The organism is Dehalococcoidales bacterium (assembly GCA_041652735.1).
In the GTDB taxonomy this organism is placed as follows: Bacteria; Chloroflexota; Dehalococcoidia; order Dehalococcoidales; family RBG-16-60-22; genus RBG-13-51-18.
Window position 1 is genome coordinate 1 of sequence record JBAZGT010000032.1, and the last position, 21,271, is coordinate 21,271.

Consider the following 21,271-nt stretch of genomic DNA (forward strand, 5'->3'; position numbering starts at 1 on the left):
GAAAAGCCAAGAAAGTAGCCCTCGTCGCCTGCATGAGGCGGCTGCTCACTATCATGAACTCAATTTTAAAACATCAAAGAGCTTGGCAATATGTATAAATTAACACAGTTGCTCTCCAAACGGGTCACACTTTAGTGCGGAAATCAACTGTTTGGAAAGGGGGATAAAGTTGAGAGGCGGCGGCGGCGCCTCTCGCGGCGCACTCCCGCTATTTTTACAGGCCGGATAACATTTGACTAATAAAACAGGTAGAAAGAGATATATCAGGCACAAATATCAAGGGAAAAAGACCGGGGACTGATCAGCACCCTGTCCGACTACCAATATACACGGATTTGGGCGGGATTGTAAACGGGATTTTGTCACCAAGCGGGGAGGGGAGGAGTCGGGATACTAAAATCCCTCACCATCTCCCTTTGTCAAAGGGAGACGATAGTATGGCGTATTATCATATTATTGCCGTCTGCTCATTAACCTGGTTATAAAGTATAAATGAAGAGGATTGAATCTTACGGCTTAACGTTTGCATTTCTCAAGAAGGCTAAGTCTCCACCACAAAATCAAACGCGGCGGTCTGCCCCTCCGCCATGTCCTTAACGTCCACCACCGTCAGCTTCTCAAAAATGGGGTCGGTGACGTTGCGGCTTTCGCGGGGGAAAAAGAGCTGGGTGGTGATTATGGGCGCTTTTTCACTAGCCCTGACCTTGACGTGTACATGCGGGGCGCGAAAAAGGTACTCGTGGGGGCGGACGGTCTCCAGCCGGTAGCGGCCTTCTTTATCCGTAAACTGGTGCCCGCGCAGGTTAAAGCCAGCGTTATCATAGCGCCCGTGCCCGTCCGCGTGCCAGAAGTCCAGCCAGGCATGAGCCACGGGGCGGCCGCGCCGGTCCAGCACCCGGCCTGCCAGCACCAGCTTCGTGCCCGGCGTGCCCGGCGCCGCAATGGCCTGTCTTTCCGGCGAGCCTTCCTTATAGTAAGGCCCCTCTTCCACGGCGGCGGTCAGGTCCAAAAGCTTTTTATCCGGCATGGCAATACTCCTGACAGGCTCTTTAACCATAGATTAATATTTCACGCGGGGAGCGTCTGTAAGAAAAGTCACAGGGGGAGGAAAGGAGAAGATTAAATTTCAAAAATGAAAAATCAAAAACACAGATAAAAGATAAAAAATGGATGGCGAAAACGCAAATTATATTTCAGTGAACCGAATTACAGGGTTAACGTAAATCTTTGAGATTTGATTTTTGAGTTTTGATTATTCCATCTATCCCAGCCCCACCCTCTTTTTCACCTCCGCCAGCGTGGCGGCGGCCAGGGGACGGGCTTTAGCGGCGCCATCGGTGAGGATGCCGTCGATAATGGCGGGGTCGGCGGTAAACTCCTGATAGCGTGCCTGGAGCGGGCGCAGGCACTCCACCACTACCTCGGCCAGGGCTTTCTTGAAGTCGCCGTAGCCCTTGCCCTGGAAGCGCGCTTCGATATCCTCTTTCTTCTCCCCGGTGATGGTGCGGTAAATTGTTAAGAGGTTATAGATGCCCGGCCGGCCCGCGTCGAAGACGACGGTGGTCTGGGAATCGGTAGTGGCCCGCATGATTTTCCTGCGGATAACGTCCGGCGTGTCCAGCAGGGCGATGGCGTGGTTGGGGGCTTCCTCGCTCTTGCTCATTTTCCTGGTGGGGTCGTCCAGGCCCATAATGCGCGCGCCCACTTCCCCGATGCGCGGCTCCGGCAGCACGAACGTTTCCCCGAAGATGTTATTAAAGCGCTGGGCGGCGTCCCGCGCCAGCTCCACGTGCTGTTTCTGGTCATCGCCCACCGGCACCACGTCCGTGCGGTAGAGGAGGATATCGGCGGCCATCAGGGCAGGGTAGTCGAAAAGCCCCACGCTTACCTGCTCCTTCTGCTTGCCGGACTTTTCTTTATACTGGGTCATGCGCCCCATCCAGCCCATCGGGATAAAGCAGTTCAGAATCCACGCCAGCTCCGCGTGCTCGTGTACGTGCGACTGCACGAAGAGTATCGAGCGCCGGGGGTCGATGCCGGCGGCCAGGAGCAGCCCGGTGACCTCCCGCGTCTTGGCTTTCAGCGTCACGGGGTCCTGCGGCACGGTGATGGCGTGCAGGTCCACGATGCAGAAGATATTGTCATAGTTGTCCTGCTCCGCCGCCCAGCGCCGGGTGGCTCCCAGGTAGTTGCCGATGTGGATATTGCCCGTGGGCTGGATGCCGGAAAAGACGCGTTTTTTCATTGAAGCCTCCTGACAGGGGAATTTTAACATAAAGCGGAGCGTACGGACAAGGAGAGTTAACAGTTTACAGTGGACAGTTAACAGTTGACAGTAGGGAAAAGGAAATTATAGAGGCAGGGCCACGTAAAAAGCGCTGCCTTGGCCCGGCCGGCTTTCCGCCCACACCTGCCCGCCGTGGGCCTGTACCAGTTGCCGGACGATGGCCAGACCGAGGCCGGAACCGCTTTCGCCTCTCTGGCGGGACGGCTCCACGCGGTAGAAGCGCTCGAAGATATGGGGCAAATGCTCCGGGGCTATCCCTTCGCCGGTATCGGCTACAGAGAGCACCAGGCCGGGACGGCTTATCCGGCGGGCCGCGTCCCGCTCTATTCGCCGCAGCGCTATGGTGATGCCGCCGGTAGAGGTATGACGGATGGCGTTGGTTACCAGGTTGCCCAGCACCTGCTCTATCCGGGCCGGGTCGATATCGACCGGCGGCAGGTTGTCCGGCAGGTCGGTCTTTATCTCCAGTCCCTTTTCTTTGGCTTTGACCTCGAACTGCGCCGCTTTACGCCGCGCCAGGTCGGCCAAATCGGTGGGGGCTAATACCAGCTTGAGATGGCCGGATTCCACCAGGGAAAGCTCGCGCAAATCACTGGTCAGGCGCGTTAAAAGTGATGTCTGCTCCTTGATGGTCTCCAGGCGCTCCTGGTCCGGCTGGAAAACGCCGTCCTGGATGCCGGTCACCGTGCCCTCGATGACGGTCAGCGGCGTGCGCAGGTCGTGCGCGATATCGGCGATGATGCGTTTGCGTTCCTGTTCCGCCCGGCCCAGGCTGGCGGCCATGGTGTTGAAGGACTCCCCCAGGTCATGCAGCTCGTCGTGCGACTTTATATTCACCCGGTGGGCGAGATTGCCCCGGGTTATCTGGCGCACCCCGTTGACCAGCGCCTTGAGCGGGCGGGTTATCTGGCGCGTCAGTATCAGCCCGATAATCAAGGCTATAGCCGCCACAATCAGTCCCGTAATCAGCAGGGAGTGGTTGAACCTATCCAGGAAATTTTGCTCTCCCGTCGCGGCCGCCGCAACCGTAGCTGAAGGCCCGCCTTTGCCCCCGCCCTGTCCCCCGCCCATGTACCCCTGGCCGCCGCCCTGGCTTGCCGCCAGGTAAAGCGTGCCCGCGCTCCGGCCGGATACAGTGATAGGCGTGCCGCCGCTCAATCCCGCGCTGCTTGCCGTGCTCCCCAGCCAAGCGCCGTCCGTGTCCCCCACGATAATGCCGGAGGCGTCCGCCACCACCAGGCGGTCGTTAGGGGAGCGGAGGAAGTCCGGCAGCCAGGTCTGCACGTCGTCCCAACTACCCGCCTCGGCGTAAAGCTGGCTTAATACCGCCCCCGCGCCCAGGATGTTTTTCTGGTTGCCCTGCGCCACGTATTGATTGAACTCGCGGGTGGTGTTGACATTAATGAGGTAGGCCGTCAGCCCCACGCTGATAACCACGATGAGCAGCAGGGCGCCGGCCAGCTTCCAGCTAAGGCTGCGCATCCGGTCTCTCCTCCAGCTTGTAGCCGACGCCGTGCATGGTTACGATATATCTCGGATGGTCGGGGTCGGGTTCGATTTTCTTGCGCAGGTTCTTGATGTGGCTGTCGACGGTGCGCTCGTAGCCCTCGTAGGCCTCGCCCTGGATTTTGTCCAAAAGCTGCATCCGGCTGTAAACCCGGCCGGGGCTTTCGGCCAGCGCTTTGAGTAAATCGAACTCGGTGGACGTCAGCTCGATGGTCGCCCCGCCGCGCCGCACCGCACGCCGCCCGGTATCTATCAATAAATCCCCGATACGGATGGTTGGGGATGAGTCGGGGCGGTTTTCATAGCGCCTTAACACCGCCCGCACCCGGGAGACCAGCTCCTTGGGGTCGAAGGGCTTGGTAACGTAATCGTCGGCGCCCAGCTCCAGCCCCACTATCTTGTCCGTGGTGTCATCCCGGGCGGTGAGCATGATGATGGGCACGTCCGATTCTTTCCTTAAAGCGCGGCAGACGTCCCAGCCGCTGATGCCGGGGAGCATCAAATCCAGAATGATAAGGTCCGGGCGGTCCCGGCGCGCCAGCTCCAGGGCGGTCTGGCCCTCGTAAGCGACGGCGACCTTGTAGGCGTCTCTTTCCAGGTACGCTTTCACTATCTCCACGATTCTTTTTTCGTCGTCCACTACCAGGATTTTACCGTCCGGCAACGCGCAGCCCCCTTAAATTGTTTGTTATCATCTTACTATTCAGTCCATTATATGACAAATGAGGCAGGCGGGGAATATCCCCGCCAACCCCATCGCCTGGATGTTTGGTTGTCTTATTAGGAAAGGTGGCCCCACTTGTGCATCTGGTCCGGCCCGGTTCCCTCACCGGACTCGCCGTAGCTGTGGCCGCTGGTGGCCTTCACCTGTCCGCCGCCGGTCATCAGTCTGGCGCCGTTGTTACCGGCCCGTTCCGGCTGGCCGGTGGTGGTGCGGTTGACGGCGCGGATGACGTTCTGCTCCATCGTTTGCAGCATCAGCTCGGCCTTTTCCTGGGTCAAAGTACCGGCGGCTACCTGCGCCTGAACCTCGGCCCGCTTTTCGGTCATGATAGTCCCGACCAGCTGTGCCTCGGTCACGTTCTGCGCCGCGGCTATCTGCACCAGGCTCTTGCCTTCCTGGCGCTGAAGCTGGATTTGCTCCGACGTCAGCCCCAGCAGGGTGCAGACATTGTCGCAATAGGCGCAGTCCCCGCTGCCGCTGTCTCCCAGCCCGCAGATGCATGCGGCGCCGTTATTGGCGGTGCCGTTGGGGCCGGCGGCCATGGCCACCCCGCCGATGGCCAGGGTGAGTACTGCGGCCAGGGAAGCCGCTATGACCAGTATTCTTGTTTTCTTTCCCATTTTTAGTTCCCCTTTCTTTTACCGGGTCTTTATTGGACCCTTTACTTAAATGATAGAGTCGCGGTGTGGAGGGGTTATGGAGGACCTGTGGATATTTTGTGTAATTTCCGGTTTAGCTTGTTGACGGATGATTTCCCGACTTGCTACGATGGATGGATTAGAGGTGAAAGATGATTAGAAGCGTTAACGGTAAAACGCCGCAAATAGCGGTCACGGCTTACGTGAACGAGGCGGCCTACGTGGTGGGGGACGTGGAGATAGGGGAACATGCCAGCATCTGGCCGGGGGCGGTGATAAGGGGCGATACGGGGAAAGTGGTTATCGGGAACTACGCGATAGTGGAGGACAACTGCGTCATTCACTCCGGCATACCGGGGCGGGGGGATACCTTTATCGGCGAATACGCTAATATCGGGCACGGCGCCGTGATGCACGGCAAAAAAATCGGCAACAACGTGCTGGTGGGCATGAACGCCGTTATCCTCCAGGACGCGGAAATCGGCAATTTCTGCCTTATCGGCGCCGGCTGCGTCGTCAATGAGCGCATGGTGGTCCCGGACAACTCTTTCGTGGTGGGGGTGCCGGGCAAGATAAAAGGCAAAGTGCCGGAAAAGCAGATGTGGTGGCTGGACCGGGTGCCCCAGGACTACGCGGCGCTGGGGGAGCAATACAAGGCGCAGGGGCTTTAACGGGGGAGAAAGGGATAGTTTACAGTTAACAGTTTACAGTAGACAGTGGGGGAAAAGGGGAGAGGCGGCTAACCGCTAAGGATATCAGATTTTGATTTTCCCCACACCGCTTTTGGGGTTATTCCATTCCGGCGAGCTGCACTTGGGGCAGGCTTTTATCAGCGGCTGTCCCTCCGCCACCAGTTGCCGCCAGACGAAGCCGCAGCGCTGGCACCTGAATGTACGATATTGATTATTCTCCATACTTACACTATAGCACATTGGGGGAAAAGGGGGAGTTAACAGTTTACAGTAGACAGTTAACAGTGGGGGAGAAGGGGTGGGGGAAACTCTCCAAAGCTTTAGGGCTTGACAATGAGCTTCACCGGGATTATCATGCCGGTGTTATCTGTCCGGTTTTGGAGGAGGTGAATAATGGATAGCGGATTGATTACGGCGTTGGCCGGCCTGATCACCGGGGCAGCGATGCTGATTTCTGTGATAATCGCTTTCAAGGCGGTAAAAGAATCCAAAAGAGCCTCCCTGGGAACAACGATGACCTCCTGTGTCCAGCAGTACCAGGCCATTTTCGAGTTTAAGAATGATTCTATTAAAATGAAGGATGCCGACGATGTAAAGCAGTCTTTCCAGGAGCTTTTCGGTCTGTACTGGTCGGAGACATATTTGTGGGTAGATGGCATGATTCCCGACTATATCATGCTGCACTGGGTGAATACCTGGGCTTCAGCCTTTGACGCCGATGATAAAATAGTTGTCAATAATGAAATAATAACGTATAAGCAGCAGTGGGAAGATGCCCAGGGGAAAGCATTCCGTTCCGATGAATGTTTTAAGGAATTATTAAACGAAATTCATGAATATGGGAACAAAGAAATCAAACCGGAGGACCTGGCGAAACTGAAAAAAGAATTTAAAGCAGGATTAAAGAAATTTAAAAGAAAATCTAAATGGCCATTACATGCTGTCCGGCGCGTCCATGCCCATCAGCCTTAAGGTGCGTCCCAGCACTATTTTGGCGGCTTTCACCAGCTTGAGGCGCGCCCCGGTCAGGGCGGCATCGTCCGTGACCACGCGGCAGTTCTTGTAAAAAGAGTGGAAGACGGTAGCCAAATCCTGCGCGTAATAGGTGAGGTGGTGGGGCTCCAAAGTCTGGGCGATGGTTTCCACCATTTCCGGCAAAAGCTGCATCTTGCGGATGAGGGTCAACTCCGGCTCGGAGATAAGCAGGGAGACATCGCCTGCCAGGTTTTCCACCCCGCGTTCCTGCGCCAGCTTTAAAATACTGGCGATGCGCGCGTGGGCGTACTGCACGTAGTAGACGGGGTTGTCCGCCGACTGCTTTTTCGCCAGGTCGAGGTCGAAGTCCATCTGGCTGTCGGCGGTGCGGGAGAGGAAGAAAAAGCGGCAGGCGTCCGGGCCTACCTCATCCAGCAGCTCGCGTAAAGTAACCAGGTCGCCGCTGCGCTTGGATATTTTAACGATTTCCCCGCCCCGCCGCAGGGTAACCATCTGGTGGATGATTATCTCCAGCCGGTCGGGGTCGATGCCCAGCGCGCTGACCACGGCTTTCATGCGGGAAACGTGCCCCATGTGGTCCGCGCCCCAGATATTGATGACCTTTTCAAAATGACGCTCGATGAACTTATTATAATGGTAGGCGATATCCGCCCCGAAGTAGGTGGGCGAGCCGGTGCTGCGGATGACCACGTTGTCCTTGTCCTCGCCGAGGGTGGTGGAAACGAACCAGGTGGCCCCTTCCTTTTCCGCGATGTAGCCGCCCGCGCGCAGCAGTTTCATCGCCTTGTCGAACTGCCCCTTCTCGTAAAGGGTCTTCTCACTGAACCACACATCGAAGTCCACACGCAGCTTCTTGAGGTCGGCGCGGGTGCCGTCCAGGACCTTGGCCAGGCCTATCTTGCCCAGCTCGTCGATGCCCTGCGCCTCCGGCATATCCAGGAAGCGCCCGCCTTCCTCGCCGATGATTTCCGCGGCCAGGTCCGCCATATAGGCGCCGTGGTAGCCGTCCTTGGGCACCTCCGCGTCTTTGCCCAGCGCCTGCTGGTAGCGCGCCCACAGGGAAAAGCGGAAGGCGTCCATCTGGCTGCCGGCATCGTTGAAATAGTACTCTTTGACCACGTCATAGCCGCCGGCGGTCATAACATTACATAAAGTGCTGCCCAGGACCGCGCCGCGACCGTGCCCCACGTGCAGGGGGCCGGTGGGGTTAAGGCTGACGAACTCTATCTGGATATGCTTGCCCTGACCCAGCTCAACATTGCCGAAAGAGTCGCCGTCCCGGAGTATCCGGTCAACCTGGCGCACCAGCCAGTCGTTCTTTAAAGTGAAGTTGATAAAGCCGGGCGGGGCCACGCTGGCATCCGCTATTTCCGGCGTGCGGTCGATAAAACCGGTGATAGTGCGGGCTATGTCCAGCGGCTTCATGCCCACCGCCCGGGCCAGTTTCAGGGAAATACTGCACGCGTAATCGCCATGCTCCGGCTTGCTCGGGCGCTCGATGATAATCTCGGGGAGGGTTACGGCGGGGAGTTTGCCTGCCTGCTGGGCTTTGAGGATGGCCTGGGTAAGTAATTCAGTTATGGTCTGCTTGAGCATCAATGGCGGTGTTCCTGTCTATTCAAAAAACAAATATGGCTAGATTATAGCATAATAGAGGGGTAAAGGGGAATCAGGAGATTTTGGTTTTTGGCTACAAGTTTTCTACCTTGCTTTTTGCAATCGTTATTCTGTTAAAATATTATTTCTTATTTGTTTCCAAACCTTAAAAATAGCCTCGCAAGATATATTGACAAGCCGTTTTTACTATGCTAGTATTATATTTGCGTATGGTGAAGGCAGAGACATAACAGTAAAAAACCTGGTGGTCAATAGCCAGACAAACAGGGTCTGGCGGAACGCCGCCAGACCTTTTCTTTTGCCTTCCGAACTTTAACAACTGAATATCAAAGTGCCAAATAAGTGTCAAAAATAAGGTCTTAATATTAAACCTGAAGCAGGTCAAGCAGCAAGGGCATACGGTGAATGCCTTGGCATCAAGGGCCGAAGAAGGACGTGGCAAGACTGCGATAAGCCTCGGTTTGTTGTCTAGCAAGCTTAACCGGGGATTTCCGAATGGGGCAACCCATCCCGATAAAATCGGGATACTGCCGGCTGAACACATAGGCCGGTTAGAGGTAAGCGGGGGAAGTGAAACATCTCAGTACCCCGAGGAAAATAGAAAGTCATTTATTCCCCTAGTAGTGGCGAACGAACGGGGAACAGCCTAAACCTGGTAAACTTAACGGTTCAGGGCCTATGTTTACCGGGTGTTGTAAGACAGACCGGACCAAACCTGAATAGGTCAGGGAGTCATAAACCCAACCCTAGTTGAAGGTCTCTGGAAAGAGCCACCGTAGAGAGTGAGAGTCTCGTAAACGAAAGGGGCAAGCTCCTAGTCTGTTCTTGAGTACCACGGGACACGAGGAATCTTGTGGGAAGCTACCCAGACCACTGGGTAAGGCTAAATACCCTTGATGACCGATAGTGAACCAGTACCGTGAGGGAAAGGTGAAAAGAACCCCGGAAGGGGAGTGAAATAGTACCTGAAACCGTATGCTTACAAGCAGTTAGAGTCCCGATGCAAATCGGGATGATAGCGTGCCTATTGAAGAATGAGCCGGTGAGTTAATCTATGTGGCTGGTTAAGTGATTGTAATCACGGAGCCGAAGCGAAAGCGAGTCTGAATAGGGCGAAATATAGTCGCATGGATTAGACCCGAAGCCGGGTGAGCTATCCATGGCCAGGGTGAAGCTCCGATAACATCGGAGTGGAGGCCCGAACTGATTAGCGTTGCAAAGCTACCGGAGGAGCTGTGGATAGGGGTGATATGCCAAACGAACCCGGTGATAGCTGGTTCTCCCCGAAATGCATTGAGGTGCAGCCTCAGGCGTTCGTTAGTGGAGGTAGAGCTCTGGATGGACTAGGGGGCGAGTAGCTTACCAACTCCAACCAAACTCCAAATTCCATTAACCCAAAGCCTGGGAGTGAGACGGCGGGGGATAAGCTCCGTCGTCAAAAGGGAAACAGCCCAGACCATCAGCTAAGGTCCCCAAGAGCAGGCTAAGTGGGAAAGGAAGTAAAGTTGCACAGACAGCCAGGAGGTTGGCTTAGAAGCAGCCACCCTTTAAAGAATGCGTAATAGCTCACTGGTTTAGTGATTCTGCGCCGACAATCCAACGGGGCTCAAGCCTGTCACCGAAGCTATGGCTTCTCTCGCAAGAGGGAGGGGTAGGGGAGCGTTCCCCGAGCTGTGAAGCTGTTCCGTGAGGAATGGTGGAGCTAAGGGAAGTGAGAATGCCGGCATGAGTAGCGTAAGACGTGCGAGAAACACGTCCACCGAAAACCTGAGGTTTCCTACGGAAGGTTAATCCGCGTAGGGTTAGTCGGGCCTAAGCTGAGGCCGAAAGGCGTAAGCGATGGACAACGGGTTATTATTCCCGTACCGCTGTTGTGGAGGCAAAGGAGGGTAGCGGACAGATAAGTCAGGCATACGTAATGGACATCGTGTGTCCTCTATCGCAGGCGATGCCGGGGCAGGTAAATCCACTCCGGATATGTAGTTGAAAATAGAGGGAAGTTGAGGAGAAATCCGAGGCGATCTGGCTGTTTCTATGCCGCCAAGAAAAGCTTCGTTGCCGTTGAATCAATAGCGCCCGTACCGCAAACCGACTCTGGTAGGTGGGGATAAAAGTCCCAAGGTGATCGAGAGAACCCTCTTTAAGGAACTCGGCAATCTTACCCCGTAACTTCGGGAAAAGGGGTGCCTTGTTTAATAAATGAGGTGGCACATAATTGGCCCAAGTGACTGTTTAACAAAAACACAGCTCTCTGCAAAAGCGTAAGCTGAAGTATAGGGGGTGATACCTGCCCAGCGCCGGAAGGTTAAGGAGAGGCGTCAGAAGCAATTCAAAGCGCTGAACTGAAGCCCCGGTAAGCGGCGGCCGTAACTATAACGGTCCTAAGGTAGCGAAGTCCCTTGTCGGGTAAGTTCCGACCCGCACGAATGGTGTAACAACTTGGGCGCTGTCTCAAAGAGGGACTCGGTGAAATTGAATTAGCCGTGCAGATGCGGCTTACCCGCGGACGGACAAAAAGACCCCGTGGAGCTTTACTATAACTTGGCACTGAGTCTGAATTCATTTTGTGTAGGATAGGTGGGAGGCTTTGAAGTCGCGGCGCTAGCCGTGATGGAGCCGCCGTTGAAATACCACCCTGGATGTATTTAGCCTCTAACTTCTGTGCAAGCAGAAGGACCGTGCCTGGCGGGTAGTTTGACTGGGGCGGTCGCCTCCAAAACTGTAACGGAGGCGCGCAAAGGTCCCCTCAGGGTGGATGGAAATCACCCATAGAGTGTATTGGTATAAGGGGGCTTGACTGTGAGACCTACAAGTCGAGCAGGGACGAAAGTCGGCCAAAGTGATCCTACGGTTCCGAGTGGAAGGGCCGTGGCTTAACGGATAAAAGCTACCCCGGGGATAACAGGCTTATCTTGCCCAAGAGTTCACATCGACGGCAAGGTTTGGCACCTCGATGTCGGCTCATCGCATCCTGGGGCTGGAGCATGTCCCAAGGGTCCGGCTGTTCGCCGGTTAAAGCGGTACGCGAGCTGGGTTCAGACCGTCGTGAGACAGGTCGGTCTCTATCCTCCGTGGGCGCATGGAGATTTGAGGAGAGCTCTTTTTAGTACGAGAGGACCAAGAGGGGAAGACCGCTGGTGTGCCAGCTGTCCCGCCAGGGGCATCGCTGGGTAGCTACGTCTTCAAGGGATAAGCGCTGAAAGCATCTAAGTGCGAAGCCCGCTCCAAGATGAGATCTCCCATCCCTCCCGCAAGGGGGGGAGTAAGTCCACAAGTAGACCACTTGTTTGATAGGCGGCAGGTGTAAGTGCAGTAATGTATTTAGCTTAGCCGTACTAATGGACGAGGGCTTGACCTGTTTCAGGATTAATATTAGGTATTCAATAGTTTGACCGGGCACTTTTATTCAGTTGTTATTACGCACATCAGACCCCGATGAACAATCGGGGTCTTTTTGTTATAATGGGGGTATATGATGAAATACCGGCGGATATTATTGCTGATTATCTGTTTACTGGCGGGTAGCCTGTGGATAACCTCGTGCCTGCCGGGTATGCGGGAGGACGCTTTACTGGTGGGTGGAGTAACGATAGGCCCGATAACGCCCGTGGAAATGCCGGGACAGGACATCCAGGTGCCGCCGGAGGTCTTTGCCTCACGTTATCTGATAATCTATGATGCCTCCGGCAAGAACCTGGTGCGGGAGGTGTATTTTACCCAGATAGACGGCGGGGCGACGGGCTACTTCGCCGCCACGATTGGCGCCGGTACCTATACCATAGACATCAATCATAACGGGATAGACCGGGCTGCCAATTTCCCGATGAAGATAACCGTATCCAAGGATGAGACGATAACGATTGATGTAAATATAGATACGGGGATACGGTGAGGCAGTTATTTTAGCCAAAGGCAGACCCCGATGAGCAATCGGGGTCTTTTTGTTTGTGTAGAGAATGTCACTCTGAGAGAGCGAAGCGAACGTGAGAATCCGTGATGAAGTGAACCTTCCAACTTGTCATTCCGTACTTGATACGGAATCCAGGTGGGGGGAGTGTCTGGATTCCCGTTTCCACGGGAATGACATGTGAATTAATATCGGATTTCTTTATTATTTTGAGTGGGGGGAAAAGGGGCGGGGATAAAGTGAATTATTCCTTTAATAGCTTTATGAACTCATCTACACTAATATCGGCGGACTTAATGATTTTTCTTAGGATCCCGTGCCCGAGCTCTTGATGTCTTGGCACAGGGATTGGGGAGCGTCCTGCACAGACCAGCCATGTGTGGCTTCCATTGGTGCGTTTTACCTGATAGCCTAATCTCTGTAATGCTTTGATGCAGTTATTGCCGGAAATAACTGGCAATTTGGTCATGAAAGAACAACCTCGACCTGCTCCAGCACATATTTTTCCGGAATCGGACTGCCCTCTTCAGCCATATGTTCAAGACACAATTGTATGACTTCTTTGATATTAGAAAGGGCTTCCGCTTTTGTTTTCCCTTGTGTAAAACAGCCTGTCAGTACCGGCACTTCCGCCAGAAAATATCCGTCTTCGTCCTGTGTAATTACTACAGGGAATTTCCGCGTTTTCATCTTTCACCTCCCCGTTTTTAATGCAATTATAACATATATTTGAATATAACCTGTCTCTACTCCTTCTTCACCCCCGCCCGGTCCTCCCGTATCTTGTTCAATATATACTGTATTTCCGTGGCGCTCATCCCGAAGCGGTGCAGCGTGTGCCGTATCATTTCCATGCTCCCCTCGAAGTACGGCAGCACCAGCTCCGTCACCCCCATCCCCTTCAGGTGTTCCACGTCCCGCTCCCGGTGCACGCGGGCCACTATATCCAGTTTGGGATTGATTTTCAGGGCGTTGCGGGCGGTCAGCTCCTCCGCCACGTAGTCCGGTATGGTGCAGATAAGCACGCGCGCCTTGTCCAGGGAGGCGTGGGAGAGGATTTCCGGATTGCTGGCGTCCCCGTAGATGCAGGGCACCCGCTGCGCTTTGAGTTTGGTTATCACGGTGGGGTCGAGGTCAATGACCAGGTAGGTGAATTTCTGCTTTTCCAGCACCTCCGCGATGCGCCCCCCCACGTCCCCGTAGCCGCAGATAACGGCGTGGCGTGATAGCTCCAGGGTCTGCACACGGAAGTCCGGGTCGACGTTGCGGATAAGCTGCCGGGCGAACCAGCGCTTCTGGCTGAGCCAGGTATAAAGGAAGGAGTTCAGGCTCATGGCGAAAGGCGTCAGGAACATGGTCACGATAGCCGCGGCGATGATGAGGTTATATAAATCGTTGGTGAAGATGTTTTCCTGGAGTCCCAGCAAAGCCAGGATAAACCCGAACTCCCCCACGTTTATCAGCCCCGTCCCCACCATCAGCACCGTCTTGTGCCCGTAGCCGAAGAATCGCGTCACCGCCGTGGTGATAATGAATTTGACCGCGATAATCAGCCCCGCCACCGCGGCGATGGTGCCCGCGTTGTTGAAGATGTACTGCCGGTCGGCCAGCAGCCCCAGGGAGACGAAAAACAGCGCGGCGAAGGTATCGCGCAGGGGGAGGATATCGGCGAAAGCCTGCCGCGCGAAAGCGGACTGGGATATCAATAGCCCCGCCGCGAAAGCCCCGAACGCCGCCGAGAGACCGAAGTAATAGGTGCCGAAGGCCGCCGCCAGGCAGAGCACCACCACCGTCAGCAGGAAAAGCTCGCGGGAGCGCTGCCCCGCCACCCTTTTCAGCAGCCAGGGCATGCCCCAGTAGCCCAGCGCCAGCATCAGGACGATGAACCCCACCGCCTTGGCCAGGGCTAGCCCCAGCGCCGCCCACAGCCCGCCCGGGTCCCCGCTGATGGCCGGCATCACCACCATTATCGGCACCACGCTCAGGTCCTGTACTAAAAGGATGCCCAGCAAGATGCGCCCGTGGGTGGTGTCCATCTCGCCGCGGTCCATCAGCAGCTTCAGCACCACCATGGTGCTGGATAATGCGATAATGAAGCCGAAGAATATCGACCCGGTAACGCTGACGTCGCTCACCCGGCCTATGGCGAAACCCGCCGCCGCCGTTATCAGTATCTGGGCGATGCCGCCGAAAACAGCCACTTTGCCGAAGCTTAAAAGCTCTTTGAGGGAAAACTCCAGGCCGATGGCGAAAAGCAGCAGGATAACGCCGATGTTGGCCAGGGTATTGATGATGTCGGTGTCATGCACCAGCCCCAGCCCGAACGGCCCCGCGGCGATGCCCCCCGCCAGGTACCCCAGGATAACGGGAAGCCGGAGCCACCGGGCCAGCATGCCCCCGGCGATGGCCACCGCCAGCACTATCAGCAGGTCGCGCCCGATGCTCAGTCCTTCCACTGTCACCCCTGCGTCAATTCAGTGTATTTTTTATTTTAACATGAATCGGCGTGACTGCGTGCGGCGGGTTAAGAAAATATTTATAATATCATGCCGTCACTCCAGCCCCGTGTCATGGCACGGGGTAAACTGCGGCTGGAATCCAGGGGGGAAAAGGGGGCGTGGCGTTGCCAAAAACTAGCTGGACCGGCGGGCCACCATCTGCGCTATCAGTCCCCCCACGCACAGCGTGGAGAAAATGGTGAACCCCACCCGGACGCTGGTCAGGAACTGCGGGTAGTAGGCTTCGATGATTTCCGCCTGGCCGATATATACCGAGAACAGAATCATGGTAATGCCCATGCTCAGTATCATGCCGGCGGTGCGCATCGTCCCCAGCGTGCCGGAAGCCACCCCCAGCACCCGCGGCTCCACCGACCCCATGATGGCGTTGGTGTTGGGGGAAACGAACAGACCGATGCCGGTGCCGTAGATGGCCAGGGCGGGGATAATGTACCAGGTGGAGGTATCGTTGCCCAGGAAAATCAGCATTATCAGGGCGGCGCAGTTAAAAGCCATGCCCACCGTCGCCACTATCCGCGGCTCGTAGCGCTGGGAGATGAAGCCGGAAAGCAGCGTAAAGATAGTCATGAAAACGGAGGAAACTATCAGCACCAGCCCGGCCTGCTCTGCGGAGTAGTTTTTGATGTACTGGAGATACAGGCTCAGCAGGTAGGTCACGGCGAAGGTGGAAAGGTAGGTGACCAGCGCCGCCAGGTTGGACAATATGAAGACCCGGTTGCGCCGGAACAGGGAAATCTCGAAAATAGGACTGGGCGTGCGGGATTCCCACCATACGAAGAATACCATGCCCGCGGACCCGATGACGAAGAGGATGATGCCGGTCGTGGAGGGCAGGCTGGAAAAGCCGTACATGAATATGCCGATGGCAATCACGTAGGCGATGGTGCCGGTAATATCGAACTTTTCCCCCGCCGCCTCCCGCCACTCGGCCTTGATGCCGTACCAGACGAGGATTATCAGCAGGACGCCCAGACAGCCGCTCAGCAGGAAAATGCTGTTCCAGCCCAGGCGGTCGGTCATCACCCCGCCGATGAGCGGCCCCAGGGAAAGCCCCAGGTAGGTGCCCGCCTGGCTGATGCCCAGGGCCTTGCCGCGTTCTTTGCCGGTGAAAACGGAGGATAAAATGGCCACGCTGTTGTTAAAGGTCATGCCGGAGCCCAGCCCCTGCAATACCCGGCTGATGATCAGTACTGTAATGGAGTTGGCGAATACCCCCAGGAAAGAGCCGCCGGTGGAGACCAGCAGTCCCAGGATAAACAGGCGGCGGCGCCCCACTATATCTGAAAGCCGCCCGAAAGGCACCTGCACGATGGCGATAGCCAGGAAATAGGAAGTGCTGACCCAGCTCATCACCAGCGCTTCCATCCCGAATTCCCGTCCCATCGTCGGCAGGGCCACGTTCACCGCGGCTACCAGGAACGGCAGGATAAAAGCCGTAATGGTGGAAATTATCAGGATAATGCTTTTGTTGACCCTGGCGGGGGAGTTATCGGTCATTTCTAAGTCAGCCCATTTTAGTTGGAGGATATCATTTCCGGCGGATGCCGGTCAAAAATGTTCCGGAAATAGCTGTGAATCCGGGAAAAACCGGTATTTACGCCACGTCCGTGGTCTTTTTAAGACGGGCGATAGGCGGGCGCGGCGCGGGCGTTATCTGGCTGCGGAAGCCGCACTGGAAACAGCGTCTTCCCTCGGCGATGGCGCTGTCGTTGAGCAGGCCGGTTTCCACCTCGGTAAAATTGCCCACCACCTCTTCCGGGGGGAGGCAGGGCATGGTCACGCGCGGCTGTACGGGGAAGTCCGCGGCGGTCATGCCGGCGCAAACGCCTATCTTGCGTTCCTTGGTCAGTTTCTCTTCGATGTTGCCGCTGCCGCCCATGAATTTATCTATGGAGCTGGCGGCTTTTCTGCCGGCGGCAATAGCCTCGATGACGGAAGCCGGGCCGGTAACGGCGTCGCCGCCCGCCCAGACTCCCTGCCGGCTGGTCGCCATCGTATCGGCATCGGCCTGGATGGTGCTGTTCCGCGCCGTCTTTACTTTAAAGTCGGCCGGTATTTCCGGCGTCTGCCCGATGGCGCCGATAATGACATCGTATTCCGTATCGAACTCGCTGCCCTTGATGGGCACGGGACGCCGCCGCCCGCTGGCGTCAGGCTCCCCCAGCGCGTTGCGACTGCACGTAAGCGTGAGCTTGCCGTCTTTCCGGCTTACCTTGAGGTGCGTGGTGAGGTAGTCGAGGTGTATCTTCTCTTCTATCGCCGCTTCCACTTCTTCCGGGCTGGCGGGCATTTCGGCGCGGGTGCGGCGGTAGATGATGTGCACGTCCGTCGCGCCCAGCCTTAAAGCCGTGCGGGCGCTGTCGATAGCCACGTTGCCGCCCCCTATCACCGCCACCTTTTTGCCCACCTCCACCTTATTCCCCAGGTTGGCGTCCCGCAGGAAAGAAGCGCCGTCAAAAACGCCGGGGAGGTTATCGCCCTCCACCCCCAGTCCCTGCCCCTTATGGGCGCCCGGCGCTAAAAATACCGCCTGATAGCCTTCGCTGAAAAGGGCGTCGACGGATTCGATTTTGCTGTTCAGTTTTACCTCTACCCCGGCTTCCTTGATGGTGTCTATTTCTTTATCCAGCACTTCCGGGGGCAGGCGGTAGTCCGGTATGCCCACGCGCATCATGCCGCCGGCTTTGGGGAACTGCTCGTACACGGTTACGGTATGCCCGGCCTTGGCCAGGTAGTAGCCGGCGGTCAGCCCGGCCGGCCCGGCCCCCACGATAGCTACTTTCTTGCCGGTGGACGGCAGTTTTTTGGCATGGTGTTTCCAGAAGCCGTAGTCGCGGTCCGCCACGAAGCGCTTTAAAAACTTGATGGAAATGGGGGAGTTCAGGGCGCTGCGGCGGCAGGCTTCCTCGCAGGGGTGGATGCACACCCGCCCCAACGTGCCGGGGAAGGGCACTTTTTCCCGGATAACGGCCAGGGCTTCCTGGAACTTGCCCTCGCCGATGAGGTAGACATAAAGCGGGACGTTGATGCCGGCGGGGCAGGCGTGTTTGCAGGGCACCGCCGATGCTTCCCAGTGCTTTTCCGGATTAAAAGCCGCGGCGGTATCCGTCAGCGCGCCGGTGGGGCAGACCTCGACACAGGCGCCGCAGAAACGGCAGCCGGAGTCCTGGAGGGGCTTATCGAAGGCGGTGCCGACCAGCGTATCGAAGCCGCGCTTGGAAAAATCTATCGCCCCGATGCCCCGGACGTCGGCGCACATCTGCACGCAGCGCCCGCAAAGGATACAGAAATTATAGTCGCGCATGATGAGCGGTTCCCGCGCGTAATCCACGGGCAGGTTTTTATAATGGTAGGGCAGGGTGGTCTCCGTAATGCCGAGGTAGTCCACCACTTCCCGGAATTCACAGCGCTTGTTCTTGGGACAGGTGACGCACCTTTCGTTGACGGCCACGTTCCGCAGGCAGATGTCGTTGGGGGCGCAGCGGTCGCGGCGCTCGCAGGTCAGGCAGGCGTTGGGGTGTTCGGAGAGGATAAGCTGCATGATGGAGCGCCTCAAGTCCTGGAGCTGCGGGGTGTCCGTGGACACTTTCATGCCTTCCGCCACCGGCGTGGTGCAGGCGGTGGGGAGGCCGCGCATGTTCTCTATTTCCACCACGCAGAGACGGCAGCCGCCGTAGGGCTGCAGGTCCGGGTGGTAGCAGAGGGTGGGGATATAGATACCGGCGGCGCGGGCGGCCTGTAAGACGGTGGCGCCTTTCGGCGCGGTCGCCTTTTGGCCGTCGATGGTAAGTTGAATTTTATCGGACATAAACAATAATAAAGCTGTTTTTTAGGGAGCGGAGGCCGGCTGTCCCGCGAGTGCCTGTTTTTCTGACAGCACTGTTCCGCACGGTATAAACTTTAGCATTTGTCGGGAGACATTTCAAGTTGCGGGGCGGCCCTTTTTTCTCTCCTTCGCCGCGTTGACAGCTAATGCCGCGAAAAGCTAACATAATAGGTAATATGAGCAATGAAATGCTGGACCGGAACAGGGTAAAGCTGACGGACGGTAAAATAACCCTGCGGCCGTACCGCAAGGAAGATTCCCGTGACTCCTTCCAGGCTATCAAGGAGTCGCTGAAGGAAATATCGGTCTGGCTGCCCTTCGCCCATGAAGACTATACCCGGAAAGAAAACCTGGCCTGGGTAAAGAAGCGGCCGGCGGACTGGAAGAAGGGTACCGCTTACGAGTTCGCTATCTTCGGCGCCGCGGACGGGATGATGATAGGGGGGTGCGGTCTGAACGCCATCGACCATATGAACCGGCGCGCCAACCTGGGCTACTGGGTGCGGACGAGCCATACCGGCAACGGGGTGGCGGTGGCGGCCACGGTGCTGCTGGCCAAATGGGGCTTCGCGGCGCTGAAGCTGACCCGCATCGAGATACTGGTGGCCGTGGATAATCAGCGCAGCCTGCGGGTGGCGGAAAAGGCGGGGGCTAAACGGGAAGGCGTCCTGAGGAACCGGATAGTTATCCGTGACCGGGCGTATGATGCCGTGATGCATTCGCTGGTGCCGGGGGATATTTAGGGAATCGTCCTACATCAGGTCTTGCAGGGTCATCATGTTCCAGTTCAAAGCCACGCTGGGCTTGGGGGTGTTGGCCAGGATTTCTTCCAGGTCGTCGACCTGCTTGGTGCAGTCATTTATTAGCTCATCGCTACGCTTGAGGTGTTCTTCCGCCATTCTCTGGTGGTCGCTTTTTTCCTCGATAGCGTACCAGAGCTTTTCCGAATGCAGGGCGTGGTAAACATTCTTATCATCTTCTATCTCCTCCGCGGACCTGTCCTGGAGCTGCTGGAGATAGGCTTTCCACTGGGCTGAATGAAACAATCGGGATACCCCTTTCGTTAACGCAATATTTACTATAATTATCCTGTTTACGAATGTAATTTGTCAAGGTGAGAACGGAATCATGAATGCGGCGGACAGGGGAGGAAAAGGGGTAGTTGGTAATTGGTGGTAGGTAATTTGGGGGACTGAAAATCCCCCTTAATCCCCCTTTTTCAAAGGGGGAAAGATAGATGAAAAACAAAGAGACAAAGGTTTGCACTAGCATCCTCTCCCCTTTGTAAAGTCCCGGTTCACCTTGTTCATGCGGGATTCCGTATGAGGAACGAATCGGAAGGAAAGTGAGAGAGGGATTTAAGGGGAGCAGTACAATAATGCTCCTTAAATTCTCTCTATACCTGAGTATTAGCTTGACACAGTCAATATTGGTGTTACAATGATGACATGCTCAAGCATATCATTATTTCACTCCTTACTTCTCTCCCATTTCTAGGAATTGAAATGAGTCCATTGGCACGAACTTGGGTTGTAAGCACCATAATATGGATTATTTGGGGACTTTTTATAATTGTGTATTGGGTATTTGTGATAAAACACAAAAGGACGGTTAATATGGAGAGTGAAGAGAAAAGAACAATTATCAAAAATGTTGATATAAAAGCTGATATTAAACATGCGAAAAAGGCTATAGGAATGGAAGTAAATAAACCAGCAGAAATTTCGTCAACAAGAGTTGAACTAAAGGCCGAAGATGTAGAAACGGCAATTGGCTTTAGCACTAATCAGGGGCTCGTCTCCTCTATGATTGGTTGTAGTTGTGGAACAGTATTTCCCTATGTGTGTACTGGACAACCACCGGAATTTATTTCTTGTCCGAATTGTGGGAAGGAACATAAATTGCGCTAATTAATTTCCTCCCCCATTTTTCCCCTTTTCCCCCCGCTCACCCTGAGCCTGTCGAAGGGTGAGTTTTAAGTATGTTTAGAGCTTAGCGCTTATTACCCCCCCCCCCGTCAAAATCACCTTGCTTCCCCTCTCTTTCCGGTGCATAATATTGTCTGTGCCTTTATAACAATATATCGTCCCTCTCTCTGCCGGCGGAGAGAGGGATAAGAGGAAAAAAGGTCGGGAAAACTTTAGGCCACTTAACATAAATTAAAAAACAATTACCCGTATTTTGTAGCTAATTTGACATAAAATTAAAAACAAATGTTTACGTATAAATCACTCGTGGACCTTAACAAAAAAAATTAAAAAACAAAAACAAATGTTTCCCGTTTGCCCATTGTCTTACACTTTGATAGGGGAATGATTGGGAAAAACATATTATTGATTTGTCATTCTGGCGAAGGCCAGAATCCAGTCACTTGGATTTGCTTAATTTTCCGTAGTATTAGCTGTATTTATCAAACTGGATTCCGTATCAAGTACGGAATGACGGCTTTATTAGGGCGGTGAGATTGCCACGTCGTCCCGATTCACGGGGGAGAAGCGAAGTTCATCGGGATTCCCCGCAATGACAATTATCTTTTATCTGTGTTATTGACCTTTGATT

17 protein-coding genes and 1 rRNA gene are annotated in these 21,271 nt (G+C 55.4%); 6 read left to right on the plus strand and 12 right to left on the minus strand.

What is annotated here, in order from left to right:
- Positions 1 to 541 precede the first annotated feature (541 nt).
- The 5 genes from WC370_10140 to WC370_10160 all read right to left on the minus strand — a co-directional run bounded on the left by WC370_10140 (position 542) and on the right by WC370_10160 (position 5,137).
- Positions 542 to 1,027, minus strand: a complete 486-nt coding sequence (locus tag WC370_10140; protein MFA5309825.1) for a hypothetical protein — start codon at positions 1,025 to 1,027, stop codon at positions 542 to 544.
- A gap of 234 nt (positions 1,028 to 1,261) precedes the next feature.
- Positions 1,262 to 2,245, minus strand: a complete 984-nt coding sequence (gene trpS / locus WC370_10145; GenBank protein ID MFA5309826.1) for a tryptophan--tRNA ligase — start codon at positions 2,243 to 2,245, stop codon at positions 1,262 to 1,264.
- A 105-nt stretch (positions 2,246 to 2,350) separates the two neighbouring features.
- A complete protein-coding gene (locus tag WC370_10150) occupies positions 2,351 to 3,769 on the minus strand; it encodes an ATP-binding protein (protein MFA5309827.1) in 1,419 nt (472 codons plus the stop codon).
- Entirely contained in the window at positions 3,756 to 4,457 is a 702-nt protein-coding gene (locus tag WC370_10155; protein MFA5309828.1) for a response regulator transcription factor, read from the minus strand. The genes WC370_10150 and WC370_10155 overlap by 14 nt, the downstream gene beginning before the upstream one ends.
- A gap of 116 nt (positions 4,458 to 4,573) precedes the next feature.
- The gene (locus WC370_10160) at positions 4,574 to 5,137 is read right to left on the minus strand and encodes a hypothetical protein (protein MFA5309829.1); all 564 of its coding nucleotides are present in this window, start codon (positions 5,135 to 5,137) and stop codon (positions 4,574 to 4,576) included.
- A 170-nt stretch (positions 5,138 to 5,307) separates the two neighbouring features.
- Here WC370_10160 and WC370_10165 point away from each other — a divergent pair, with 170 nt between their 5' ends.
- The gene (locus WC370_10165) at positions 5,308 to 5,826 is read left to right on the plus strand and encodes a gamma carbonic anhydrase family protein (GenBank protein ID MFA5309830.1); all 519 of its coding nucleotides are present in this window, start codon (positions 5,308 to 5,310) and stop codon (positions 5,824 to 5,826) included.
- Positions 5,827 to 5,910: 84 nt separating this feature from the next.
- Here the strand turns inward: WC370_10165 and WC370_10170 are convergent, their stop codons facing one another.
- A complete protein-coding gene (locus WC370_10170) occupies positions 5,911 to 6,069 on the minus strand; it encodes a hypothetical protein (protein ID MFA5309831.1) in 159 nt (52 codons plus the stop codon).
- A 171-nt stretch (positions 6,070 to 6,240) separates the two neighbouring features.
- Between WC370_10170 and WC370_10175 the strand changes: the two genes are divergently transcribed.
- On the plus strand, positions 6,241 to 6,819 hold the full coding sequence (locus WC370_10175; GenBank protein MFA5309832.1) for a hypothetical protein: 579 nt from the start codon (positions 6,241 to 6,243) through the stop codon (positions 6,817 to 6,819).
- Here the strand turns inward: WC370_10175 and argS are convergent.
- Positions 6,781 to 8,439, minus strand: a complete 1,659-nt coding sequence (argS, locus tag WC370_10180; GenBank protein MFA5309833.1) for an arginine--tRNA ligase — start codon at positions 8,437 to 8,439, stop codon at positions 6,781 to 6,783. The two genes, WC370_10175 and argS, sit on opposite strands and share 39 nt — an antisense overlap.
- Positions 8,440 to 8,838: 399 nt before the next feature.
- On the opposite strand from argS, the gene WC370_10185 reads away from it, so the two are divergent.
- Positions 8,839 to 11,819, plus strand: a 23S ribosomal RNA gene (locus tag WC370_10185).
- A gap of 113 nt (positions 11,820 to 11,932) precedes the next feature.
- Positions 11,933 to 12,352 carry a hypothetical protein gene (locus WC370_10190; GenBank protein ID MFA5309834.1) on the plus strand — a complete coding sequence of 140 codons (420 nt, stop codon included), beginning with the start codon at positions 11,933 to 11,935 and terminating at the stop codon, positions 12,350 to 12,352.
- Positions 12,353 to 12,832: 480 nt separating this feature from the next.
- Here WC370_10190 and WC370_10195 read toward each other — a convergent pair whose 3' ends face one another.
- The 4 genes from WC370_10195 to WC370_10210 all read right to left on the minus strand — a co-directional run bounded on the left by WC370_10195 (position 12,833) and on the right by WC370_10210 (position 18,694).
- Entirely contained in the window at positions 12,833 to 13,057 is a 225-nt protein-coding gene (locus tag WC370_10195) for a type II toxin-antitoxin system HicB family antitoxin (GenBank protein MFA5309835.1), read from the minus strand.
- Positions 13,058 to 13,113: 56 nt separating this feature from the next.
- Entirely contained in the window at positions 13,114 to 14,823 is a 1,710-nt protein-coding gene (locus WC370_10200) for a cation:proton antiporter (GenBank protein MFA5309836.1), read from the minus strand.
- A gap of 177 nt (positions 14,824 to 15,000) precedes the next feature.
- Complete coding sequence (locus WC370_10205; protein ID MFA5309837.1) at positions 15,001 to 16,383, minus strand: MFS transporter; 1,383 nt, start codon at positions 16,381 to 16,383, stop codon at positions 15,001 to 15,003.
- 97 nt (positions 16,384 to 16,480) lie between these two features.
- A complete protein-coding gene (locus WC370_10210) occupies positions 16,481 to 18,694 on the minus strand; it encodes an FAD-dependent oxidoreductase (GenBank protein ID MFA5309838.1) in 2,214 nt (737 codons plus the stop codon).
- A gap of 194 nt (positions 18,695 to 18,888) precedes the next feature.
- Between WC370_10210 and WC370_10215 the strand changes: the two genes are divergently transcribed.
- On the plus strand, positions 18,889 to 19,455 hold the full coding sequence (locus WC370_10215) for a GNAT family protein (protein MFA5309839.1): 567 nt from the start codon (positions 18,889 to 18,891) through the stop codon (positions 19,453 to 19,455).
- A 9-nt stretch (positions 19,456 to 19,464) separates the two neighbouring features.
- Here WC370_10215 and WC370_10220 read toward each other — a convergent pair whose 3' ends face one another.
- Positions 19,465 to 19,758, minus strand: a complete 294-nt coding sequence (locus WC370_10220) for a hypothetical protein (GenBank protein MFA5309840.1) — start codon at positions 19,756 to 19,758, stop codon at positions 19,465 to 19,467.
- A gap of 570 nt (positions 19,759 to 20,328) precedes the next feature.
- Between WC370_10220 and WC370_10225 the strand changes: the two genes are divergently transcribed.
- Positions 20,329 to 20,622 carry a hypothetical protein gene (locus tag WC370_10225; GenBank protein ID MFA5309841.1) on the plus strand — a complete coding sequence of 98 codons (294 nt, stop codon included), beginning with the start codon at positions 20,329 to 20,331 and terminating at the stop codon, positions 20,620 to 20,622.
- Positions 20,623 to 21,271: the final 649 nt, after the last annotated feature.

Excerpts from the sequence above, each read along its gene's own strand:
- WC370_10140 (MFA5309825.1), bottom strand. The coding sequence starts at position 1,027 with ATGCCGGATAAAAAGCTTTTGGACCTGACCGCCGCCGTGGAAGAGGGG.
- WC370_10215 (MFA5309839.1), top strand. The coding sequence starts at position 18,889 with ATGAGCAATGAAATGCTGGACCGGAACAGGGTAAAGCTGACGGACGGT.
- WC370_10170 (MFA5309831.1), bottom strand. The coding sequence starts at position 6,069 with ATGGAGAATAATCAATATCGTACATTCAGGTGCCAGCGCTGCGGCTTC.
- trpS (MFA5309826.1), bottom strand. The coding sequence starts at position 2,245 with ATGAAAAAACGCGTCTTTTCCGGCATCCAGCCCACGGGCAATATCCAC.
- WC370_10195 (MFA5309835.1), bottom strand. The coding sequence starts at position 13,057 with ATGAAAACGCGGAAATTCCCTGTAGTAATTACACAGGACGAAGACGGA.
- WC370_10165 (MFA5309830.1), top strand. The coding sequence starts at position 5,308 with ATGATTAGAAGCGTTAACGGTAAAACGCCGCAAATAGCGGTCACGGCT.
- WC370_10150 (MFA5309827.1), bottom strand. The coding sequence starts at position 3,769 with ATGCGCAGCCTTAGCTGGAAGCTGGCCGGCGCCCTGCTGCTCATCGTG.
- WC370_10175 (MFA5309832.1), top strand. The coding sequence starts at position 6,241 with ATGGATAGCGGATTGATTACGGCGTTGGCCGGCCTGATCACCGGGGCA.
- WC370_10210 (MFA5309838.1), bottom strand. The coding sequence starts at position 18,694 with ATGTCCGATAAAATTCAACTTACCATCGACGGCCAAAAGGCGACCGCG.
- WC370_10225 (MFA5309841.1), top strand. The coding sequence starts at position 20,329 with ATGGAGAGTGAAGAGAAAAGAACAATTATCAAAAATGTTGATATAAAA.
- WC370_10160 (MFA5309829.1), bottom strand. The coding sequence starts at position 5,137 with ATGGGAAAGAAAACAAGAATACTGGTCATAGCGGCTTCCCTGGCCGCA.
- argS (MFA5309833.1), bottom strand. The coding sequence starts at position 8,439 with ATGCTCAAGCAGACCATAACTGAATTACTTACCCAGGCCATCCTCAAA.
- WC370_10190 (MFA5309834.1), top strand. The coding sequence starts at position 11,933 with ATGATGAAATACCGGCGGATATTATTGCTGATTATCTGTTTACTGGCG.
- WC370_10205 (MFA5309837.1), bottom strand. The coding sequence starts at position 16,383 with ATGACCGATAACTCCCCCGCCAGGGTCAACAAAAGCATTATCCTGATA.